Raw genomic sequence first — 21,373 nt, 5'->3', positions numbered from 1 at the left:
GGCGACCCGCGCCGCGGGCTCTCGAGGGCGAAGCACGAGTAGCACGAGTAGCACGAGTAGCACGAGCGGCACGGGGGACAGGCGTTTCGGACCGGACCGGCGGTGACCCGTGCCGCCCCGGACTCGTGCCGCCCGCGCCGCACGGTCTTGTAGATTGCAGGCCATGAAGCGCAAAGACGCCCTCGACTACCACGCGAATCCCCGTCCCGGGAAGATCGCCGTCGTCCCGACCAAGCCGCTGACGAATTCGCGCGACCTGGCCCTCGCCTATTCCCCCGGGGTCGCAGAGCCCTGCCTGGAGATCCACAAGAACCCGGACGACGCCTATCGCTACACGGCCCGGGGGAATCTGGTCGCCGTGGTCACCAACGGGACGGCCGTACTGGGCTTGGGGAACATCGGCGCACTCGCCGGCAAGCCGGTGATGGAGGGCAAGGGCAATCTCTTCAAGCAGTTTGCCGACATTGATGTCTTTGACCTGGAGGTGGGGTCGGAGAATCCGGACGACGTGATCCGGTTCTGCCAGCTCCTCGAACCGACGGTCGGGGGGATCAACCTCGAGGACATCAAGGCCCCCGATTGTTTTTACATCGAGGAGACGTTGCGGAAGACCATGAAGATCCCGGTCTTCCACGACGACCAGCATGGAACCGCGATCATCTCGGGGGCAGCGCTGCTCAACGCCCTCGACGTGGTGGAGAAGAAGATCGGCGAGGTGCGCGTGGTGTTCAGTGGGGCCGGGGCGTCGGCCATCGCGAGTGCCGAGCACTATGTGCGACTCGGTGTGAAACGCGAGCACCTGATCATGTGCGACAAGGCCGGCGTAATCTACCAGGGCCGCGCAGATCACATGGACCCCTACAAGGCGCGCTTCGCCAACGACACCCCGGCGCGCACGCTGCACGAGGCCCTGGTCGGTGCCGATGTGTTCGTCGGCTTGTCTGCGGCGGGGGCGATGAACCGTGAGATGGTCGCCGTGATGGGCCCCAACCCGATCATTTTCGCGCTCGCCAACCCGACCCCCGAGATCCTCCCCGAAGAGGTGAAGGCGGTCCGCGACGACGCCATCGTGGCCACCGGGCGCAGCGACTATCCCAACCAGGTCAACAACGTCCTCGGCTTCCCGTTCATCTTCCGCGGTGCCCTCGATGCACGCGCGACCGAGGTCAACGAGGAAATGAAGATGGCCGCCACCCGCGCGCTCGCGGCGCTGGCGCGGGAAGACGTGCCGGATTCGGTGTCGGCGCTCTACGGGCTTCGCAAGGTGAAGTTCGGGCGCGAGTACCTGATTCCCTTCCCCTTTGACCCACGCGCCCTGCTCTGGGTCGCCCCAGCCGTCGCGTGGGCGGCCGTTGCGAGTGGCGTGGCGCGCGAGTTCATCGACCTCGAGGAATATCGGCATTCCCTGGAAAGCCGGCTCGGCCGCGCCCGGGGGATCATGCGCGGCATCATCAACCGCGCCACGGCCGACCCCAAGCGCCTGGTCCTCCCTGAAGGGGAGGCCCGCAAGATGATCCGCGCCGCCCGGATCATGGTCGACGAAGGGATCGCGTCCCCCATCCTCCTCGGCAACGAGGATACGATTCGACGCCGGGCGGCCGCGGATGGCATCCCGCTCGACGAAATCGCGATCGAGGACCCCGCGCGTTCTCCGCGGCGCGAGGCGTATGCGCACGACCTTTGGGAGCGACGCCAACGGAAGGGGCTCTCTCTCGCGGAGGCCCAGCGGCTGGTGTTCAACGGGAACTACTTCGGCGGGGTCATGGTCAACCGCGGCGACGCAGACGCCCTCCTCACCGGCATGACCACCACGTACCCGGAGGCCCTGCGTCCAGCGCTCCAGGTGATCGGGGCCAACCCCCGACTGGGGTCGTCGCAGGGATGTACATGCTGGTCTTCGACAAGCAGGTGATTTTTTGCGGAGACACGACCGTCAACGCGGAGCCCACGTCAGAGCAGCTCGCCCAGATCGCGCTCGCCGCCTGCCGGATTGTCCGGCTCTTCGGGCAGGACCCGAAGGTGGCCATGCTCTCCTATTCGAACTTCGGCTCGGTACGCCAGCCGGAAGCCGAACGGGTGGCCAGGGCAGTCACCCTGGTCCGCGCAGCCGACCCCACGCTGATGGTCGACGGGGAAATGCAGGCCGATACTGCGGTGGATGGGGCGATGCTGGCGGAAGCGTTCCCGTTTTCCGCCCTCAAGGAAGCGGCGAACGTCCTCATTTTCCCGAACTTGAGCGCGGGGAACATCGCCTACAAGTTGTTGCACCACCTGGGGGGGGCCACAGCGATCGGCCCGATCCTGGTGGGGATGGCCCAGCCGGTCCACATCCTGGAGCAGGGAGCCGAGATCCAGGAGATCGTGAACATGGCTGCCGTCGCCGTGATGGACGCGCAGGAACGGAACAAAGCCTCCTCCACCCGCCAGCCGGGTCGACCGGGTACCGCCCGGGCGTTTTCTTTTCTCTGAGCCGACTCCGCTCGTCCTAGAGGGCGAGTGGACGGCACATCTGACTCCTGACCTTCTGAGTTTCCCAATGCCTTCAAACCTCCTGGCCGGCCAGGGCCTGAACCCCTCCGGCACGGTGCATGTCAACCTCGTCGCCCCCGAACTCTTTCAGGCGGCGATTGCCCGCGGCGAGGGCACCCTCGCCGACATGGGCCCCTTCGTTGCGGTCACGGCGCCGCACACGGGGCGCTCGCCGAACGACAAGTTCGTGGTCAAGGAGGGCTCGACCGAGGCAGACGTCGACTGGGGCAAGGTGAACCAGCCGTTCGCCGAGGAGAAATTCGACCTGCTGTTGGGTGACGTGCAGGCGTACCTCAATGGCCTGTCGGACCTGTTTGTCCAGGATCTCCATTGCGGCGCGGACCCGGCCCACCAACTAAGCGTCCGGTACGTCACGCCGAACGCGTGGCATGCCTCGTTTGTGCGGAACATGTTCATCCGCCCGGATGCTGCCGGCCTCGCCGCGTTTGCCCCCAACTTCACGGTGCTGCACGCTCCGGAGTTCCAGGCCGACCCGGCCCGGCACGGGACCCGCACCGGGACCTTCATCGTCCTGCACCTGGCGCGCCGGACCATCCTCATCGGCGGCACCCGCTACGCCGGTGAACTCAAGAAGGCGATGTTCACGGTGATGAACTACCTGATGCCGAAGACGGGCGTGCTGTCCATGCACTGCTCCGCCAATGTCGGCGCCGGTGGCGACGTGGCCCTCTTCTTCGGCTTGTCGGGCACGGGCAAGACGACGCTGTCCGCCGACCCCGAGCGCGGACTCATTGGCGACGACGAACACGGGTGGTCCGACACCGGCGTCTTCAACTACGAAGGCGGCTGCTACGCCAAGGTGATCAACCTGTCGCCCGAGGCCGAACCCGACATCTTCGCAACCACGCAGATGTTTGGCACCGTCCTGGAGAACGTGGTCCTGGACGACAAGCGCCGGGTGAAGTTCGACGACCAGTCCATCACGGAAAACACGCGGGCGTCGTACCCGCTGCACTACATCCGCAACCATGTCCCGAGCGGACGCGCCGGCCACCCCCAGAACATCGTCTTCCTCACGGCGGATGCTTTCGGTGTGTTGCCCCCAATCGCGCGCCTCTCGCGCGACCAGGCGATGTACTACTTCATGTCGGGCTACACGGCGAAGGTTGCGGGCACGGAACGCGGCGTGACGGAGCCGCAGGCCACCTTTTCCTCGTGCTTCGGCGCGGTGTTCCTGGTCTGGCACCCCACCAAGTATGCCGAAATGCTGGGCCGACTGATCGACCAGCATGGGTCGCGGGTCTGGCTGGTCAACACCGGGTGGAGCGGCGGCGCCTACGGGACCGGCAAGCGCATGAAGATCGCGTATACGCGGGCCATGGTCCGCGCGGCGCTCTCGGGCAAGCTGGACGCCGTGACGACGTTCACGGACCCGATCTTCGGGCTCAACATTCCCAGCGAAGTCCCAGACGTGCCCGCGGGCGTGCTCAACCCACGCTCCACCTGGTCCGACGGGGCCAGCTACGACGCGCAGGCAAACAAGCTGGCCGAGATGTTCCGCAAGAACTTCGAGAAGTTCGGAAACGTCGACGCGAAGATCGTCGCCGCCGGGCCCGGCGCCCGTTAGGCGCCGTGCACGGCCTGCGCGACTGAGAGGGTGACCGCGGCGCTCGTCGCCCGGTCACCCTCTCGGCTTTCTGCCGTCGCCGGCGCACCATGCGACCGCCAGCGACCCTCCCCTTCCTCCCTCCCCTGCTCCCGCGTGGACATCATCCGCGATCCGCTCTGGAACAACATTCGCGTGGACGCCCGCGCACTGCGGCTCGTCGACACGCCGACCTTCCAGCGCCTGCGGCACGTCCGCCAGCTGGGCTGGGCCTACCTGGTGTATCCCGGCGCCACGCATGCACGCTTTGAACATGCGTTAGGCGCGTACCACCTTGCCGGGGTCGCCCTCCAGCGACTTGAGGAGGACGGCAGCATCGCCGGCATCGACGCGACCGAGCGCACCATCGCGCGACTGGCCGCGCTCCTGCACGACGTGGGGCACTATCCGTTTTCCCACGCCCTCGAGGAGATTGGGGCCCCACACCACGAGGAGGTCGCCCGCCCGCTCGTGACCGAGGGGGCCATCGCATCCATCCTGCGCGAGGTCGCCCCCGACGCCCCCGAACGCGTCCTCGACCTGATCCGTGGCCGGTCCACCTCGCCATTGCAGGGGCTGATCAGCGGGTCCCTCGACCTCGACAAGATCGAGTACCTCAAGCGCGATGGCCTCATGTGCGGCGTGCCCTACGGCGAGATCGATGTCGACCGGCTGATCCATGCGCTGACGGTGGCGGTGGATCCGGTCGCCGGCCGCCCGGTGGTCGCGATCCGGGAGAAAGGACTCTCGGCGCTGGAATCGCTGCTGTTCGCCAAGTACCAGATGTACCGCAACGTGTACTGGCACCACGCCGTCCGCAGCGCGACCGCGATGTACAAGCGACTGGTCGAGCACGCCATCCGCGACGGGGCCGTGACGGTCCATGCGCTCGCGGGCTACGCTGATGAGTCGTTGCTCCACACCCTGGAGCAGCGGCATCCCTCCCCCCTGCTGACGCGACTGCGCACGCGCAACCTCTTCAAGCGTGCGTTCGAATGTCCGGCTGCCGAGCTCCCTCCAGAGGTCGTGGACGCGGCCTCCAGCCGCGAGCAGCTGAGCAAGGCCGAGGCGCGACTCGCTGCGACGTCGGGGCTCGGCCCTGAAGACGTGCTGGTGGACTTTCCGGAGAAGACCCAGATGCTGGGTCTCGACATGCCAGTGGTCAGGCGAGACGGTTCGGTGCAGCGCCTGACCACGGAGGGGCTCTCGGGCTCGATCAACCTCCCGGTACTCGCCGATGCGTTGTATCAGTCGGCGCGCTGGCTGCGGGTCTTCACCGCTCGCCCCGTCACGCTGTCGCGGGAGGCGGTGCTGTCCGCCGTTGCGTCGGCCTAGCGCTTCTCGCGCCCCCTCGCATCCGCGAGTTTGCGCCCGATGCCGCGATAAAACGCGGCGTGGTCACCCTTGCCTTCGGCGTCCAGACCACGGGCACAGGCCTCCAGCGCGAAGAGGATGTTCCCCAGGTACAGGCCTGCGACCTCACCGACCGTTTCGGACGCCTCGTCAGGTGGTGACGGGTTCTGCATGGCGCGGGGTCGGGTGTTCAGGACCGCCGTTGTCAGTGGATGCGATCTGGATCACGATGGCGGTGATGTTGTCGAGGCCACCACGATAGTTGGCTTCGGCGATCAGCGCGTCCACGAGCCGTCCTGCCGAGGCGCGGGAGAGGAGCAGCTGCTGGATCCGCCGGTCGTCCACCATCCCCGTGAGGCCGTCGCTGGCGACCAGGAAGACGTCTCCGGGGCGAAGGTCGCCGCTGTACGCGTCCGGCTCCACTGACTCCCCAGCCCCAACGCAGCGGGTGATCACGTTGCTGTAGGGATGGTACCGTGCCTGTTCCGGGGTCAGCAGCCCGGCATCCACCTGCTCCTGCACATACGAATGGTCCTTGGTGACCTGCTTGAGCGCCCCGTCTCGGAGGAGATAGATCCGCGAATCACCGACCTGCCCGATGAGGAAGCGCCCGTTGGCAACGACGAGCACCGATGCGGTCGTTCCCATGCCCTGCTTGTCCGCTTCGGCGATGGTGCGATCGTAGACCGCCCTATTGGCCCGCCGAATCGAATCGGCGAGATGTTCCAGCGCGGCGTTGTCAGCCGGTGAAAGGTCGGTCAGCTCACGGGAGACGATCTGCACCGTCATCTCCGACGCGACTTCGCCAGCCGCATGGCCACCCATTCCGTCCGCGACGATAAAGATGCCGCGCTCCCGGGTGGCGTGGGCGAAATACGCATCCTCATTCCCGGAACGAATCATTCCGACGTCGGTGCGAGCCGCGAATGTCAGGTCCATTTACGGTTCACCACCAGTGACAGCCCATAACACGAGGGCGACGAGGGCGAGGAGGACGATCCACAACAGTGAGGCCAAACGGGACGGCGCCTTGACGGGGCTCGGCTCCTCGGTCGCATGTTCCGCGAGTTCCTTGAGTCGCTCTGCCGCGCGTTTCGGGTCGGGTCCCTTGACCCCAACAATAACCCGAGTCTCCCCCGAAGGTCGAGCGGTCGGGCCGGATGGACGAAAGACCACCTTGACGCCGCCAAACCGCAGGTCGCTACCGGACGCAATCTTGAGGTCACCCTGGAGACGCTCGCCCCCAGCGTATGTCCCGTTCGTGGAGCCGAGGTCGCTCAGGTACCAGCCATCCTCGCGGAGCTGCAGCTTGGCGTGGCTGTCGCTGACGCTCTCGTCAGGAATCACCACGTCGTTGTGCAGCCCTCGTCCCACGTCAATGCGTGGAGACCGCAGCTCATAGCGGGTCCCCTTGGTCGGCCCTTCGTTGCGCACCTCGAGGGTCCCGAGCAGCAGTTCCGGCGGCTTCGTCGCCGCCTCCGGGCGTCGGGCCGCAGCAAAACTGCCCGTCGACGCCAGCTGGGGGACCGCGGTGGCCACGAGCGGTTCCGAGCGATCCGAGTGGAACCGGAACTCTTCCAACCCAACGCGGATGGTGTCGCCGCGACCGAGCGGCACCTCCGTGAGCACGCGCGCCCCATTGACGAGGACTCCATTCGTACTCGTGTCGAGCAGGAGGTAGCCCGTGGGGGTCTCGCGGATGGCGAGGTGGCGACGCGACACGTCCGGTCGGGCAACCACGACGTGACAGGTGGGATCGCGCCCGATCAGCAAGCCGTCGCCACCGATGGGGTACTCTCGCCCGTCGGTCTGGGACACGAGACGTCCCCCGGAGCGGCTGATCGCGGCCGCGGGGCTTGCAACAGCGATCGGCGCGTCCTCGTTGACCGCCAGGGGAACGGTATCGCCCAGCAAGGCCTCGTCCCCAAAGCGCAGCTCCCAGCCCGCGATCTGGACGGCATCGCCATGGAGGAGTGGCGTTGGCTCCTGAACCGAAACGCCGTTGAGGCGGACGGCGTCGCCGTGCCCAGCCAGGGCGGCTCCCCCGCCGACAATTTCCACGGATGCAGCCGCCTCCAAGGCGGTCGCCACGTCGTCGGTCGGCGACGGCAGCCGGACGTCGACCCCGGCACCCCAACCGATGCGGTTCACCCCCTCGCGCAGCGGATACCTCGAATCGCGGAGCTGCAGAAAGGGCATTCAGGTGGAGGCGGCAACCCACGAAACAGAGACGCCGCCCCTACCAGAGGCGGCGCTCTAAGGAAGTGCGGGAAACTATTCGGCCCGCGAACCCGCTCGCAAGCGCGACCGTGATCTCCGGCTCGAAAGGCTCAGGGGCAGGCCAGGGCGGCGGCGACATCCAGCCGACCGGCCCCGTACATCCAACGACTCCCAACGCGCTGGGATGAGGCTCGGAAGCACGCCTCGTGCTGCGCAGGGGATCGATTCCCATTCGCCGACTCCACCACGGCGGCGGCAGCAGCCACGAGCGGGCTGGCAAAGCTCGTCCCGGAGGCGAAGACAAAAGAGCGAGCGGTGCATGAGAACGGCAGCGAACGCGCGTACTGGCTGCACGCGGAGATGACCAGATCCTCCGTGACACCGCCGGCCACAAGGTCCCCACCCGGTGCCACGATGTCCACGGTGCGAACGCCGCCGTGGTTCGAGTACGACGCCAATCGGTCGAAAGACGATTGATTGAATGGGGCCGTGGCACCGACCGACACGACGTTGGCCAACATCGACGGGATGTGTACGATGCGAGACGGCACTTCGTCGAAGTTCACCCCCAGGTTGCCGGCGGCCGCGACGACGAGCGACCCGCGGGCGTTCGCGTAGTCCACCGCCGCCTGCATGTTGGCGACGAGGCTCGCGAAAATCGGCTCCTTGGCGTCGATGACGGCACCGAGGGACAAGTTGATGGCATCCGCGTTCCAGTCAGCGGCCTGGAGGATCCCGAAGAGGATGTCGGCAAAGGTGCCGCGCCCATCCTCCGAGAGCACCTTGATCGAGCACAGCCGCGCGTCCGGCGCGACCGAGGCGACCCCAATGCCATTGCTGGCGACCAGCCCCGCGATAAAGGTGCCGTGAAAGTCGTAATCGAGCGGTGTGACGTCAGAGGCATAACGCGGCAGCGCGATCCCGGAGATGGTCATGGACGGATCGACGTTCCCCGCAAGATCGAGATGTTGCGGATCGATCCCGGTATCCAGGATGCATACCAGCTTCCCTGCCCCGGTTCCGGACGGTCCCCAAGCGCGGTCCGCCCCCGACGAGCGAATGTTCCACTGCACCGGATAGAAGAAGGCTCCACGCTGGTCCGTCCCCTGAACGCCCAGCCGCTCCGACGCAACCGCGGCGCGGAGCGCGCGGGGCAAAGGACGGGCGAAAACCTCACGATCCTCTGCCACGGCGGCCACGCTGGCGGACGTCGCCAGCGTGCCGACCCCGCCCACCGCAAGCCCGGCAACCTGCAGCACTCCGATCTGGGGCATCTCTCGCACGACGCGTCCGCCAAGCGCCTCAACCGTCGCGCGCGCCCCTCCCCGTTCACCGGCCCGGTAGCTCACCAGATGCGTGCCCGTCGCCCTCCCCTCATCCGCCGCGACGACGCTGGCGAGCGCCGTTGCGGATCCTGGCCCTGCCACGGGGTCCGCCGCGCAACCGGCCGCGAGGACAATGAGGGCCGTGGTCTTCAGGGACGATGCGGTGCGCATGCAATCTCCAGCAAATGGGAAGGGGCCAACGATGCTGCTGACACCTGAGTCCGTCAACGGTCAGAACGTCGTGTCCGGGCGAGGACACGCCCCACGGGTGACGCTCGTTACGTTTCCGGCGTGAAGGACGCGATCATTGTCCACGGAGCCCGCCAGCACAACCTCAAGGACATCACGGTCCGCATCCCACGGCGGGCGGTCACGGTGGTCACCGGCCCCTCGGGATCGGGGAAGTCATCGCTGGCCTTTGACACCGTGTATGCCGAGGGACAGCGGCGATACGTGGAGTCGCTGTCCGCGTATGCGCGACAGTTCCTTGAGCGCATGGAGAAGCCCGATGTCGACTACATCGAGGGCATCTCGCCGGCCGTCGCCATCGAGCAGCGGAACCCCGGGCGCTCTTCGCGCTCCACCGTCGGGACCTCCACGGAGATCTCCGACTACCTGCGTTTGCTGTGGGCCAGGATCGGGGAGACCGCCTGTCCGCACTGCGGGCGCATTCTCAAGCCGGACACGACCGGAGATATCGCGGAGGCGATCTTCGGCCACCCGCAGGGGACCCGTTTTCTCGTCACCTTCCCCCTGCGGCCTTCCCAACACGTGACGACGCAGGCGCTCGTGGAGAGCTTGCGCGAGCAGGGATTTCTTCGGGTGGTTGTTGACGGGAGTGAGGCGGTGCACCTCGATGAGGTCGCGCAGCGTGAGATTCCGCTCGTGGGTCGTGCGGAGGTCCTGGTCGTGGTCGACCGACTTGCGGTGCAACCCGACATGCGCGGGCGGATTGTTGAAGCCGCGGGTGCGGCATTTCGCCATGGGGACGGCGAGTGCGTGGTGGTCGTCGGGACTGGTGCCGCGCGCCGTATCGAGCGGTTCACCGAGCGCCTGGAATGTCCGAACGATGGGTTCCGTGCGCCGCACCCGTCCCCGCAGCTGTTCTCGTTCAACAACCCGCGCGGGGCCTGTCCGACGTGCAACGGGTTCGGCGCGAACCTCACGTACGACGAGCAGCTGATCATCCCGGATCCCGCGCGAACGCTGCGTGACGGGGCGATCGACCCCTGGACCAAGCCCCGGTACGAGGGACGCCGGAGCACCCTGACGACCTTTTGCCGCGACCAGGGGATTCCCATGGATGTGCCCTGGCAGTCGTTAGGCGCCGCGCACCGCGAGCTCCTGCTGCACCGTCCCACGGCGCGCGGGTACCGTGGGATCTTTCCGTTCCTGCAGGACCTCGAGGCCAAACGGTACAAGCAGTACATCCGCGTCTTCCTGCGGCAATACCAGTCGGCGGTCGAGTGTGCCGAGTGCCGGGGAACGCGATTACGCCCGGAGGCCCTCCTGGTCCGGGTCGCGGGGCGAACGATCGCCGAGGTAAACGCCCTTCCCGTGCGCGCGTTGCGCGACTGGATCGAAGGGCTCACGCTTCCCGCGTTCGCGCAGCAAGTGGCGGTGCACATCCTGCGCGAGGCCCGCGACCGCGTCCGGTTCCTCTGCGAGGTGGGGCTGACGTACGTGACGCTGGACCGGGCTACCCGCACCCTCTCGGGGGGCGAGGCCCAGCGCATTACCCTCGCGAACTCGTTAGGTGCCTCGCTCATCGACACCCTGTACGTCCTCGACGAGCCGTCCATCGGGTTGCACCCGCGGGACCTCGACCGGTTGCTGGCGTTGCTCAAGCGCCTGCGGGACGGCGGCAACACCGTCCTGGTCGTGGAACATGATCTCGAGGCGATCCGGGCGGCGGACCACATGATCGAGCTGGGCCCGGGCAGCGGGGAGAACGGGGGGCGCGTCGTGTTCGAGGGGCCGGTCGCCGACGCGGCCGGCAGCCCCCTAACGGGGCCGTACCTCACCGGCGCGATGGCCATCCCGGTGCCGAAGCGGCGCCCCGTGAACCGCGGGAAGCTTGTGCTCCGCGGGGCACGGGAGCACAACCTGCAGGATGTCGAGGTCACCATCCCGTTAGGCGCGCTCACCGTCGTCACTGGGGTCTCGGGGTCCGGTAAGAGCACCCTCGTCCATGACGTCCTGTATCGAGCGCTCGAGGCCCGGCTCACCGGGGAAACCTCGGCCAAGCGGCACCTCGGCGAGCGCGTGGGTACCGTGCAGGAACTGGTCGGGGCGGAAGCGCTCGACGCGGTCGTCCTCGTCGACCAGGAGCCGATTGGGAGGTCGCCGCGGTCGAACCCCGTGACCTACATCAAGGCCTTCGATGAGATCCGCCGGATCTTTGCGTCCGCGCCAGCGGCGAAGAAAGCCCGGCTGAGCCCGTATCACTTCTCCTTCAACGTGAAGGGAGGACGTTGCGAGCGGTGCGAGGGCGCGGGCGCGCTCCAGGTCGAGATGGTCTTCATGGCCGACGTGTTTGTCCCGTGCGACGACTGCGCCGGTCGACGCTTCCAGCAACGGGTCCTGGACGTGACGGTCAACGGGCGGAACATCCACGACGTCCTGCAGCTGACGGTCGACCAGGCCATTCGTGCCTTTCCCCACGAGGACAAACTCGGGCAAGCGCTCTGGCACCTGCAGCAGGTCGGGCTCGGGTACCTGCGCCTCGGACAGTCGGCCACCACGCTCTCCGGAGGCGAGGCCCAGCGCGTCAAGATCGCGCGCGAACTCGCGACCTCTTCCCGCGGCATGGGTCGGCGCTTGTACCTGATGGACGAACCCACGACCGGCTTGCACATCGACGACGTGCGCAAGCTGGTCGGGGTGCTCGACCGCCTGGTCGATGCCGGGCACACGGTGTTGCTCATCGAACACAACCTCGACGTCATCAAGCTGGCCGACTGGATCATCGACATGGGCCCGGACGGCGGCGACGGGGGTGGTCGGGTGGTCGCCATGGGCCGACCAGAAGACGTGGTACGGGTCGACGCCTCACACACCGGGCGGTTTCTCCGCCCCCTGCTTGGCCTGTCCCGTTAGTTCGTCGGCTTCATGCGGGCGAGTTGGATCTTGCGAATCGTCGCGGCGGACCAGCTGCGCGGCAGATAACGACCCAGCGCGGCCGCGACCACATTGCGCGCCCCCGTGATCACGACCGGCTTGCCTGCCATGGTACCGCGAAAGGCGCGGTCGGCGACATCTGCGGAGTCCATCGGAGGTGGACCACCGGGGGCCGAGTCCGAGGCCAGGCCTGCCGCCACCTTGAAGCCGGTCGTCGTCGGGCCCGGGCAGACCGCGGTGACGGTCACGCCAGTACCAAGGCACTCGTTATGCAGTGCCTCTGACAGCGACAGGACGTACGCCTTGGACGCGTAGTAGGTCGCCATCAGGGGCCCGGGCTGGAACGACGCCACCGAGGCCACGTTCATGATGTGCCCGCGACGGTTCGCCCTCAACCAGGGCAGCACCCCGCGCGTGAGGTGGGTGAGCGCGGCGATGTTCACTTCGATCAGCACGCGCTGACGTTCCATGGCGATCTCGTGGAACCATCCGTGGGTCCCCAGGCCCGCGTTGTTCACGAGCGCATACAGGCGATCGCGCGCTCCCTCGAGGGCGGCGAGCACTCGGTCGCACTCCGCCGGCTGCGACAGGTCGGCGGGAAGGACCTGACACCGGGCCCCGTGCTGGGCGAAGAGCGTGCCGGCCAGTTCGCGGAGCAAGAGCTCTCGACGGGCGACGAGGACGAGGTCGAAGTTGGCCAAAGCGTAACACGCCGCGAGGTCGCGCCCGATCCCCTCGGATGCCCCGGTGATGACGGCCAGGGGCCGCGGTGGCGGAGTAGTCATGGGGGAAAGCTCCACCGTTCCCCGCCTGTCGTCCACGGCGCCCGCGCACAGATTTCCGGGATGCGCGTTCCCTTTCGCCTCCTCAGCACCCTCCTGGTGGCCGCCTGCGTGGGCGGCGGACGCTCGTCTCCGCCCGGCGCTCCGGCCGTCGCCGGAGGGGCGACGCTCACCTTCCTCCATGTCAACGACGTCTACGAGATCATGCCGGTCGAGGGGGGACGGGTTGGCGGACTCGCGCGGGTCGCGGCGCTCAGGCGACGCTTGGAGGCGGAACGCGGCCCCGTGCTCTTCACCCACGGTGGCGACTTCTTCTCCCCGTCCGCGCTGGGTACAGCCCGAGTGGACGGCCAGCCACTCGCGGGGCGTCAGATGGTGGCGGTGCTCAACGCCGCGGGGCTCGATTGGGCCACGTTAGGCAACCACGAATTCGACGTCAACGAGGCGACCTTTCGGCAGCGGGTCGCCGAGTCCCAGTTTCGCTACGTGACCGGGAACGTTACCGATACCGTCGGACAGCCGTTCCCAGGCATCCTGTCACGGGCGATTGTCCCGATGCGCACCCGGAGCGGGCGCGTCGTGCGGGTCGGCCTTGTCGGGACGCTCACCCCGGTGAACCGCGTGCCCTACGTCCGCTATGGCGATCAGTACGCCACCGTCCGCGCGCAAGTCGCCACGTTCAAGGACTCGGTCGATGCGGTCGTCGCCCTGACGCACCAGTACTTCTACGAGGATGAGCGGCTCGCGTCCGATATCCCGGAGCTGGATCTCATCCTTGGGGGCCACGAGCACAAGAACTATCTCCTCCGGCGCGGGCGACAACTCGCCCCGATCGTCAAGGCGGACGGCAACGCGCGCACAGCCCAGGTTGTCACGATGCACTTTGGTGCTCCCGGGACGCGCCCTCGCGTCACGACCGAGCTGGTCCCCATCAACGACCAGCTGCCGGCCGATACCGCGGTGGCCCGCGAGGTGGAACACTGGCTGGACCAGGCCTTTGTGGGGTACGAGCGCGCTGGCTTTCGTCCCCGTGAGGTCATCACCGAACTCCGGGAACCGCTCGACGCCCTCGAAACGACGATCCGCTTTCGCGCGTCGAACCTCACCGATCTCGTGCTCGCCGCGATGCGACGCGAAGCCCCCGGCGCCGAGATCGGGTTCTTCAACGTGGGCAGCGTGCGGATCGACGACGTGATCCCGGCCGGCCCCATCACGCAGTACGACGTGATCCGCATCCTGCCGTTTGGGGGACCGCTCGTCACGGTACAGGTCACGGGCGCCCTGATGGCCCAGGCGCTACTGACGGCGCGCGCCAATGCGGGCATCGGCGGCTTTCTCCATGCCTTTGGCGCGCGGGTCGAGGGCGAACGCGTCCTGGTCGGCGACAACCCGATCGACCCCGCGCGACGTTACACCGTGGTCACCACCGACTTCATGCTCACCGGCCGAGAGACGCGCCTGGGGTTCTTTTCGGCGACCAACCCGGGGATCACCGATCGGAAGAACCTGAGGGACATCCGGATGCCCCTCATCGAGGAACTCCGCGCATTGGGCAACCAGCGTTAAGCAACCGCCGCCTGGGCACCGGCCCGCTGCCGGCCGGTGCGCGGAGGCCCCTCATCTGGACGCGACGTGGGTTGCGGTCCACCTTCCCCTCCCCCGACCCCTCGAGATGCCCACGCCAACACGGATTTTCCTCGTCCTCGCGTCCGCGACGTCGGTCGCCGTGGCACAGCAGGCCCCCGCGCCGATCCCGACTAAGCCCCGCGCCGCCGTGACCGCCCGGGGCGACTCCCTGCAGCTGCCCGGCACGTGGACGCCGGTGCCGGGTGATGCCCTCGCCCACCACACCGCCGGGTTCGCGACTACGCTGTGCGCGGCCGTCTTCATCACCGGGCTGGACCCGAAAGACGCCGCCGCGAACGTCTGGTTCTTCACCGGCCCGCTCGAGTTCCGCGGCGAGGTGCGGGACACGGTGATTGACCGTGCCCGCCAGGAGGTGCGGCTCACACTGAAGAACGGCGTCACCCGTGTGGCGAAGAAGTATGGCAGTCAGGGGTGTGTCGCCCGGCCCATTGGCGCCGACTCCGTGTTCTTCCGGCCCTCAGTCGTGAAGGGCAACTTCGCGCCAGCGACGGCGCCGTTCCCCGCGGGTGATGCCCTGCCTCGCGCGCCGTGGCCCAGCGGGGTGGACTCCGCATTGGTGGCGCAGGCGATCACCGAGGCGTTCGGTCCGCCGGACGCGATGACCCTCGGCTTCGTGGTCACCCACAAGGGACGGATCATCGGCGAGCGTTATGCCCCGGGGATCAAGCCGGACACTCCGCTCGAAAGCTGGTCGATGGGGAAGAGTCTCACCGGGACCCTCGTCGCGCGCCTCATGCAGATGGGGGTGTACACGCTGGAGCAACCTGCCCCGTTCCCCCAATGGCAGAAGGCCGGTGACCCACGCCAGGCGATCCGCATCATGGACATCATGCGGATGTCGAGCGGTTTGCGCATCCGGGCCCCGCAAGACCCGGACTATGACGCAAGCAAGGGGTATCCCGATCACCTCTACCTCTACACCGGGACAGCGGATTCGTACGAATGGGCGGCCACGCGCCCCCAACAGTGGAAACCCGGCACGGTGGGCCGATATCGCAATTCCGACCCCGTCCTCGCCAGTTACCTCGTGCGTCTCGGTGCGGAGAAGCTCAAGCAGGACTACCACGCCTTCCCGACCCGCGCGCTCTTCGAGAAGCTGGGGATGCGAGGGTCGGTCCTCTACACCGACCCCTATGGCAACTTCCTCGGGCAGGGCTACGAGGCGGTGTCGGCGCGGGACTGGGCGCGCCTGGGCAACCTGTATCTCCAGGATGGAGTCTGGAACGGTGAGCGGCTCCTTCCGGCCGGCTATGTCCAGCACGCTCGTACCATCGCGCCGGCCTGGCTGGCCGACGGGCGCCCCGTCTACGGCGGTGGGTTCATGTGGGTGAACGGGGATGGCGCACAGCCGCTCCCCACGACCGCCTTTGCCATGCTTGGCGCTGGCGGCCAAAGCGCCTGGATGGTCCCCTCCCACGGGCTCGTCATCGTCCGGATCGGGAAATACCGTGGATCACAGGTGGGGGACCGCGCCTTGCAGCAGGGGATGAAGACCCTGATGCGGGCGGTCAAGGCGGGCTAGGCGGAGCAACGGGCGGACAGGCCGTCCGTTGACCCTGTCTGGGGGGGGCTGATAGCTTTCGCGGCTCATTCCCGAGTAGCTCAGGTGGTAGAGCAGGTGACTGTTAATCACCCTGTCGGGGGTTCGAGTCCCTCCTCGGGAGCTCTATCGAAAGGCCCGTCGCGAACGTCGCGGCGGGCCTTTCGTTTTCCTGGTGCCGGTCGCGGCCTTCGCCCCGTGTCCCGGCCGGATCCTAGCGCCGCCGCATCGAGCCGTGGAGCACAGCCTGACGAATCAGGTCGTGCAGCCCGGGCCGGGACAGGTCGGACACTCGCCGCACCTCCACGACGCGAACCTGGCGCATTGTGGGGCGATCGGCGAACAGGCCGTGCGGGTCCTCGAGTTCCATTCCTCCCTCGAACACCAGGTCGATTCCGCCCGCCACCGGGAACATCCCGACGAAGTAGCCAGCCTGTGGATCCCGAAAGCCGACCGCGTTCCAGCCGGGATACGGCCGCTCGAACATCGTGGGAATCGTCTTCCTGACCAGCCGGCGGCAGGCCGTGGCCAGTCGCTGCTGCGGCAGCTCCCACCGCTCCAGGATAGCACTCGCCCCCGCTTCGTCGTCGACATCCGCCTTCTTCGGAGGCATCAGAACTCGCGAACCGGGGGAGGCTGGTCGCGACCGACGCGTCCCGTCGTGATCTCGGCGCGGGCGTAGTTCTCGCCTCGCACAGCCCCTCCCCCCAGGCGCCTGAGCAGCGCCATCTGGCCGACGTGGGTCAGTGCGTCTGCGAGGGGACCTCGCAGGAGTGCCTGGGTGTCCAGGTCGCTGACTTCGCGCGCCTGCAGGAGTGCGTCGAGGGTCGCGATCGCCTCGTAGAAGCGATCTACCAATCGGTCCCAGTCACGCTCGGGTGACTCGACCCAGGCGACCTCACCCCGCACCATCGTCGCCGCCCAGTCCATCAGGTCTCCCATATGTGCGAGGATATCCGCCGGCTGTCGCGCTCCGGCACCGGCGTCGAACGATCCAAACCCCGGGGGGACATCGCGCACGACCTTGTTGGCGCGATAGGCGAGGGTGGCAAGCGCATGCCGGAGTAGTGCCTTGGCGTCCAATGACATGTCGTGGTGAATTGGCGAGTGGGCAGAGTCTCGACGCGATTGCGAGAACGCGCAAGGTCACTGTTGATTGATGTCAATCATGCCACGCGTCCCTCCGCCACCCGCACGGTGCCCCTGGTGCGGCACCGACCCGCTGTATGTCGCCTATCACGACGCCGAATGGGGTCGTCCGGTCTCCGACGACCGTCGGTTGTTCGAGAAGTTATGCCTGGAAGGGTTTCAGGCGGGATTGAGCTGGATCACGATCCTCCGGAAGCGCGAGCATTTTCGTGCGGCCTTTGACGACTTCGACTTCGCGGTCGTGGCCCGCTACACCGCACGCAAGGTGGAGCGCCTGCTCGCCGACGCGGGGATCGTGCGCCACCGGGGCAAGATCGAGAGCACCATCAACAACGCAAAGCGTGCGTGTGACCTCGTCGACGAACGCGGGTCGCTGGCGGGGCTTGTGTGGTCGTTCGAGCCGCCTCCGAGCGCACGCCCCAAGACGTTGACGTGGGACGTCCTTCGCACGATGGGCACCACCCCGGAGTCGACGGCCCTGTCCAAGGAGCTCAAGCGCCGGGGGTGGAGCTTTGTCGGGCCCACCACGATGTACGCCGCCATGCAGGCGATGGGGATGGTGAACGACCATATCGAAACCTGCGACACCAGGACCGTCGTAGAGAAGATGCGTCGTTCCTTTCGCCGGCCCGGATGACATGACCCTCCTGCTCAGATTGGCCATCAACGCCGCCGCGTTGTACGCGGCCACGCGTTTCGTGCGCGGCATCGCCTACGAAGGCGAGGCGCTCGGATTGGTTGGCGTTGCCCTGGTGTTCGCCGTGGTCAACACGTTCATCAAGCCGGTCGTGAAGTTCTTCTCGTTTCCCGTGATCTTCCTGACGCTTGGCTTGTTCACCTTGGTGGTGAACGGCTTGATGTTGATGCTGACCGCGCACTGGTCGAGTGCCCTCGGGTTCGCCTTCACCGTGCGCGGCCTGGGGGCCGCATGGAAAGGCGCGCTGGTCGTGTCGATCGTGAGCTACGTGCTCGGGTGGCTGCTGGTCGAGGACGAGAAGGAGCGCAAGCGCCGCAAGGATTGAGGATTGCCAGGCTCTGGTGAGCGCGCTCCCTCACCCTGCGCTGACACACGTTCCGCTGCGCCCGTCCCTACTCCGCGAACCGCGGATCTGCGCGCACGAGGTCTGCCAGCGCGGCGCGGGAGTCCACTTGCACCTTCTTGAAGATGTTGGCGAGGTGCGTGCTGACCGTGCGCGCGGAGATGTCGAGCCGCTCCCCGATCTCCTTGTTCGTCAAGTGTTCAGCTACACAGCGCGCAATGTCGAGCTCCCGGCCGGTCAGTGCGCCCGCCCCTTCACTGACCGCGCGCGGCGGGAGCCGCACGCCCAGCGAGCGCAGGGCGCTCCGGGTGCCGCGCAACTCGGCCTCTGCCCCGGTGCGCAAGAAGACGTCGTGGGCGTGGCGCAGCTCGCGTACCGCCTCATCCACGCGTCCGTCCGCCGCCAGCACCTGCGCGGCGTTTCGTCGCGCGCGGGCGGCGTGAAAAACAAAGGGGACGGCCTCCAGCTGTTCCGCGGCAGCGAGTAGTTGTTCCGCAGCATCGGCCCTTCCATCGCGCAGGCGGGCCACAAGGGCGTCGATGGTCGTCGCCCAGGCCAACGCGAGCTTGTGCTGCAACGGAACTCCATCCCGCCGCAGTCGATCGGCCACCTCGAGGGCGCGATCGTAGTCCTGCTGCCACATGGCCGCCTCAGCGATGAGGGGCAGCAGGCGGTGAATGCCCCACGCAACCAGGCCATGCCGGTCAGAAAGGGCCAGCCCTCGCTCACCCAGGTCGCGCGCCTCCTCCCAGTTCCCTTCGGCGAGCGAGGCGGCTGCGCGGCCGGTATGTGCGAGGACCACATTCTGCACGGCGGCGGCGGGGACCGTCCCCGGCAACCCCGCTCCACTCAGTTCCCACGCCTCGTCGATCCTGGCACGGGCAGATTCCCGCTCCTCCTGAGCCAGGAGCACGAGTCCCTCCCACACGAGCAGGCGCGGGAGCAAGGTGCGCGGCGCGACGGCGCGGGCGATGGGAATGGCGCGGCCCGCCAGTGCGCGCGCTTCGGCCCACTCTCCCGTCGCCGACGCATATTCAATGGCCACCTCCGCCGTGAGGGCGGCCCGCACGGGGGAGCCTAACGACTCCGCGAGACGCTCCGCCGCGCTCCGATGCTCACGCACCCCGTCGCCATTTCCGGTGAACCCCTCCAGGATGGCCAGGGCCCAGTGCACCGACCAGGCGATCTCATCGTTGTGCGCCAGACGGGCGGCGGCGAGTGCGAGCTGCGCGTGGTGCCGCGCGGTCGCGCTGGGGCCCGTCCAGCCGAACAGCTGGACCAGTGCCCGATGTGCATTGGCGATCCCCTCGGCATCGCCCGAGGCTTCCACCCGCTCCATCACGTCGCCGACCACGGCCTTCCCCTCCTCCATGCGGCCAAGCGACTGCAGGACCACGGCCGTCGACACGCGGGCCGTCACTTCCAATCGCAGGTCGTTCGCGAGGGTCGCCGCATCGATCGCCGCGCGGCTCGCCGCCAGTGCATCGTCCGGCCGCCCGGCTACCGCGGCCGCACTCGCCATGTGGCGCAGGATGCGCGCGCGGAGGCCATGTGCCCCGTCTGCATCCGCCAGTTGGAGCGCCTGCGCGTGATGGGAGGCCGCCCCTTCCATGGCACCAGTGCGCCACTCCGCGCGCGCCAGGTCGCTGAGCAACTCCGCCGCTTCGGTGGGTCGAAGGACAACCCCATGCTGGCGCACACTCCGTTCGGCTTCACCCAGCCAGCGCACCGCTTCGTGATCCGCGCGTCGTGCCAAAGCGTCGCGCCCCGCCGCTATCAGGTGCGGGAGCGCCTCGACGCTCCCGCCAAGACCGGCTCGCACCAGGTGGCGGGCCAAGCTCGCTCCCGCATGGGCCCCGTTGCCGTCGAGGTGCGTCGCGATCGCGCGATGCAGGCTCCGCGCCCGCGCGTCCGAGATGCCCTGCTCCACCACCCGCTGCACGATGTGGTGGGTGAAGGTGTAGGGGCCATCCGGTTGGTTTGGCGCGGCGAGCACCTGCCCCACGGTCAGCGCATCGAGCACCTGGGCCAATGGCGCGGCGTCGAGGCCGGTCACCGCCTCGACGCAAGAGATTGTGGCGACCGTGCTCGCCAGGGCGACAGCCTCCGCAACCGCCTGGGCGCGTTCCCCGAGGGTCGCGAGTCGTCGGTGCACGGCCCCGGCCACCGTACTTGGTAGGGTCTCGGGGACCCCGCGATCCAGGCCCGCCCACTCGCTGCCTTCTCGTCGCAAGTGTCCACTGACGAGCATGGACTTGAGCATTTCCTCGACGAAGAAGGCGTTCCCCCCGGTCTGCTCGTGCAAGCGGGTGGCGAACTGTTCCGCGGCGGCCCCACCCTGACCAAAGACACGCAGCACCAGCTCCTGGAGGTCGGCGCGGGTGAGGGGTCGGAGCGCGCGCTGCGTGGTGCGCGGGCCCATCGCCCGGAGCAGCTCGTCCAGTGTGGCGCTTCGTGCCGTGCCGGTCACCCACGACACCGCGAGGAGCACGGGGACCGCGTCGAGGTGCCGGCCAATGAAGTGCGCCAGTTCGATGCTTGGCGTGTCCGCCAGGTGGAGGTCCTCCAGCACCACGAGCATCGGCTGCCGCCTGGCCGCGCGGGCGAGGAACTGGCCAACGTTCCAGAACAGGTGGCCCTTGTCTTCGACTTCGCCGGGCCGCGGGCCAATGGCCGGCACAATGGCCGTCAGGTCGCGTTCCAGTCCGCGGGCCAACGTGGCCAATCCCGGCCCGAGTTCCTGTATGAGCGGCGTCAACGCGTCGGTCCAGGGGCCGTACGGCCGGTCCCCTTCCAGGGCGAACCCGCGCCCCGCCAACACGCGCGCGCCGCGTGTGCGGGCTTCCTCCGCGAGCAACGCCAGCACGCGCGACTTGCCAACCCCGGACTCGCCGACGACCGCTGCGAGCCCCCCCCGGCCATCGAGGGCGTCATCCAACGCCAGCTGCAACGCCTGCGCGTCGGCTCGCCGCCCGACGAGCGGCAGTGGGAAGATGGAGCGTCCGGGACCCGTCACGCCGTGCCTGTCATGAGAGACGGAAGCTCGCTCCCGATTCGCGAAA

The 21,373-nt window shown here is 67.8% G+C and carries 15 protein-coding genes, 1 tRNA gene and 1 pseudogene; 9 read left to right on the top strand and 8 right to left on the bottom strand.

The features are described from left to right. The first annotated feature begins 163 nt into the window (after nucleotides 1–163). The 3 genes and pseudogenes from IPK85_15005 to IPK85_14995 all read left to right on the top strand — a co-directional run bounded on the left by IPK85_15005 (nucleotide 164) and on the right by IPK85_14995 (nucleotide 5,470). Nucleotides 164–2,469, top strand: a pseudogene (locus IPK85_15005) (NADP-dependent malic enzyme). A 67-nt stretch (nucleotides 2,470–2,536) separates the two neighbouring features. After that, nucleotides 2,537–4,117 carry a phosphoenolpyruvate carboxykinase (ATP) gene (gene pckA, locus IPK85_15000; GenBank protein MBK8248698.1) on the top strand — a complete coding sequence of 527 codons (1,581 nt, stop codon included), beginning with the start codon at nucleotides 2,537–2,539 and terminating at the stop codon, nucleotides 4,115–4,117. 135 nt (nucleotides 4,118–4,252) lie between these two features. Then, nucleotides 4,253–5,470: an HD domain-containing protein gene (locus IPK85_14995; GenBank protein MBK8248697.1), complete on the top strand. Its 1,218-nt coding sequence runs from the start codon at nucleotides 4,253–4,255 to the stop codon at nucleotides 5,468–5,470. Here IPK85_14995 and IPK85_14990 read toward each other — a convergent pair. The 4 genes from IPK85_14990 to IPK85_14975 all read right to left on the bottom strand — a co-directional run bounded on the left by IPK85_14990 (nucleotide 5,467) and on the right by IPK85_14975 (nucleotide 9,204). Next, nucleotides 5,467–5,661 (bottom strand): hypothetical protein, encoded by a 195-nt coding sequence (locus tag IPK85_14990; GenBank protein ID MBK8248696.1) that lies wholly within the window; start codon nucleotides 5,659–5,661, stop codon nucleotides 5,467–5,469. The genes IPK85_14995 and IPK85_14990 overlap by 4 nt on opposite strands. Next, complete coding sequence (locus IPK85_14985; protein MBK8248695.1) at nucleotides 5,639–6,427, bottom strand: Stp1/IreP family PP2C-type Ser/Thr phosphatase; 789 nt, start codon at nucleotides 6,425–6,427, stop codon at nucleotides 5,639–5,641. The genes IPK85_14990 and IPK85_14985 overlap by 23 nt, the downstream gene beginning before the upstream one ends. Then, nucleotides 6,428–7,687 carry an FHA domain-containing protein gene (locus IPK85_14980; GenBank protein MBK8248694.1) on the bottom strand — a complete coding sequence of 420 codons (1,260 nt, stop codon included), beginning with the start codon at nucleotides 7,685–7,687 and terminating at the stop codon, nucleotides 6,428–6,430. A gap of 131 nt (nucleotides 7,688–7,818) precedes the next feature. After that, the gene (locus IPK85_14975; protein ID MBK8248693.1) at nucleotides 7,819–9,204 is read right to left on the bottom strand and encodes a S8 family serine peptidase; all 1,386 of its coding nucleotides are present in this window, start codon (nucleotides 9,202–9,204) and stop codon (nucleotides 7,819–7,821) included. 120 nt (nucleotides 9,205–9,324) lie between these two features. Between IPK85_14975 and uvrA the strand changes: the two genes are divergently transcribed. Further along, on the top strand, nucleotides 9,325–12,132 hold the full coding sequence (gene uvrA, locus IPK85_14970) for an excinuclease ABC subunit UvrA (protein MBK8248692.1): 2,808 nt from the start codon (nucleotides 9,325–9,327) through the stop codon (nucleotides 12,130–12,132). Here the strand turns inward: uvrA and IPK85_14965 are convergent. Further along, nucleotides 12,129–12,938, bottom strand: coding sequence for an SDR family oxidoreductase (locus IPK85_14965; protein ID MBK8248691.1), 810 nt, complete (start codon nucleotides 12,936–12,938; stop codon nucleotides 12,129–12,131). The two genes, uvrA and IPK85_14965, sit on opposite strands and share 4 nt — an antisense overlap. A 60-nt stretch (nucleotides 12,939–12,998) precedes the next feature. On the opposite strand from IPK85_14965, the gene IPK85_14960 reads away from it, so the two are divergent. The 3 genes from IPK85_14960 to IPK85_14950 all read left to right on the top strand — a co-directional run bounded on the left by IPK85_14960 (nucleotide 12,999) and on the right by IPK85_14950 (nucleotide 16,246). Beyond that, the gene (locus tag IPK85_14960) at nucleotides 12,999–14,501 is read left to right on the top strand and encodes a bifunctional metallophosphatase/5'-nucleotidase (GenBank protein MBK8248690.1); all 1,503 of its coding nucleotides are present in this window, start codon (nucleotides 12,999–13,001) and stop codon (nucleotides 14,499–14,501) included. 106 nt (nucleotides 14,502–14,607) lie between these two features. After that, the gene (locus tag IPK85_14955; protein ID MBK8248689.1) at nucleotides 14,608–16,104 is read left to right on the top strand and encodes a serine hydrolase; all 1,497 of its coding nucleotides are present in this window, start codon (nucleotides 14,608–14,610) and stop codon (nucleotides 16,102–16,104) included. A gap of 69 nt (nucleotides 16,105–16,173) precedes the next feature. Beyond that, a tRNA-Asn gene (locus tag IPK85_14950) sits at nucleotides 16,174–16,246 on the top strand. 90 nt (nucleotides 16,247–16,336) lie between these two features. On the opposite strand, the gene IPK85_14945 is transcribed toward IPK85_14950, so the two are convergent. Together IPK85_14945 and IPK85_14940 are read right to left on the bottom strand one after the other, a co-directional pair. After that, nucleotides 16,337–16,735 carry a hypothetical protein gene (locus tag IPK85_14945; GenBank protein MBK8248688.1) on the bottom strand — a complete coding sequence of 133 codons (399 nt, stop codon included), beginning with the start codon at nucleotides 16,733–16,735 and terminating at the stop codon, nucleotides 16,337–16,339. Next, nucleotides 16,735–17,211, bottom strand: coding sequence for a hypothetical protein (locus tag IPK85_14940; protein MBK8248687.1), 477 nt, complete (start codon nucleotides 17,209–17,211; stop codon nucleotides 16,735–16,737). The genes IPK85_14945 and IPK85_14940 overlap by 1 nt, the downstream gene beginning before the upstream one ends. Before the next feature lie 79 nt (nucleotides 17,212–17,290). Here IPK85_14940 and IPK85_14935 point away from each other — a divergent pair, with 79 nt between their 5' ends. Together IPK85_14935 and IPK85_14930 are read left to right on the top strand one after the other, a co-directional pair. After that, on the top strand, nucleotides 17,291–17,908 hold the full coding sequence (locus IPK85_14935; GenBank protein MBK8248686.1) for a DNA-3-methyladenine glycosylase I: 618 nt from the start codon (nucleotides 17,291–17,293) through the stop codon (nucleotides 17,906–17,908). Between the two features lies 1 nt (nucleotide 17,909). Continuing rightward, entirely contained in the window at nucleotides 17,910–18,293 is a 384-nt protein-coding gene (locus IPK85_14930) for a phage holin family protein (GenBank protein MBK8248685.1), read from the top strand. A gap of 67 nt (nucleotides 18,294–18,360) precedes the next feature. Here IPK85_14930 and IPK85_14925 read toward each other — a convergent pair whose 3' ends face one another. Then, nucleotides 18,361–21,327 (bottom strand): AAA family ATPase, encoded by a 2,967-nt coding sequence (locus tag IPK85_14925; GenBank protein ID MBK8248684.1) that lies wholly within the window; start codon nucleotides 21,325–21,327, stop codon nucleotides 18,361–18,363. Nucleotides 21,328–21,373: the final 46 nt, after the last annotated feature.

This window comes from Gemmatimonadota bacterium, from assembly GCA_016712265.1.
In the GTDB taxonomy this organism is placed as follows: Bacteria; Gemmatimonadota; Gemmatimonadetes; order Gemmatimonadales; family Gemmatimonadaceae; genus RBC101.
Note: the sequence above shows the minus strand (reverse complement) of the source record. Positions and strands in the feature narration are given on the sequence as shown.

Coding starts and splice junctions, on each gene's coding strand:
- pckA (MBK8248698.1), top strand. CDS start 2,537: ATGCCTTCAAACCTCCTGGCCGGCCAGGGCCTGAACCCCTCCGGCACG.
- IPK85_14945 (MBK8248688.1), bottom strand. CDS start 16,735: ATGCCTCCGAAGAAGGCGGATGTCGACGACGAAGCGGGGGCGAGTGCT.
- IPK85_14960 (MBK8248690.1), top strand. CDS start 12,999: ATGCGCGTTCCCTTTCGCCTCCTCAGCACCCTCCTGGTGGCCGCCTGC.
- IPK85_14965 (MBK8248691.1), bottom strand. CDS start 12,938: ATGACTACTCCGCCACCGCGGCCCCTGGCCGTCATCACCGGGGCATCC.
- IPK85_14940 (MBK8248687.1), bottom strand. CDS start 17,211: ATGTCATTGGACGCCAAGGCACTACTCCGGCATGCGCTTGCCACCCTC.
- IPK85_14975 (MBK8248693.1), bottom strand. CDS start 9,204: ATGCGCACCGCATCGTCCCTGAAGACCACGGCCCTCATTGTCCTCGCG.
- IPK85_14935 (MBK8248686.1), top strand. CDS start 17,291: ATGCCACGCGTCCCTCCGCCACCCGCACGGTGCCCCTGGTGCGGCACC.
- IPK85_14980 (MBK8248694.1), bottom strand. CDS start 7,687: ATGCCCTTTCTGCAGCTCCGCGATTCGAGGTATCCGCTGCGCGAGGGG.
- IPK85_14930 (MBK8248685.1), top strand. CDS start 17,910: ATGACCCTCCTGCTCAGATTGGCCATCAACGCCGCCGCGTTGTACGCG.
- IPK85_14990 (MBK8248696.1), bottom strand. CDS start 5,661: ATGCAGAACCCGTCACCACCTGACGAGGCGTCCGAAACGGTCGGTGAG.
- IPK85_14955 (MBK8248689.1), top strand. CDS start 14,608: ATGCCCACGCCAACACGGATTTTCCTCGTCCTCGCGTCCGCGACGTCG.
- IPK85_14985 (MBK8248695.1), bottom strand. CDS start 6,427: ATGGACCTGACATTCGCGGCTCGCACCGACGTCGGAATGATTCGTTCC.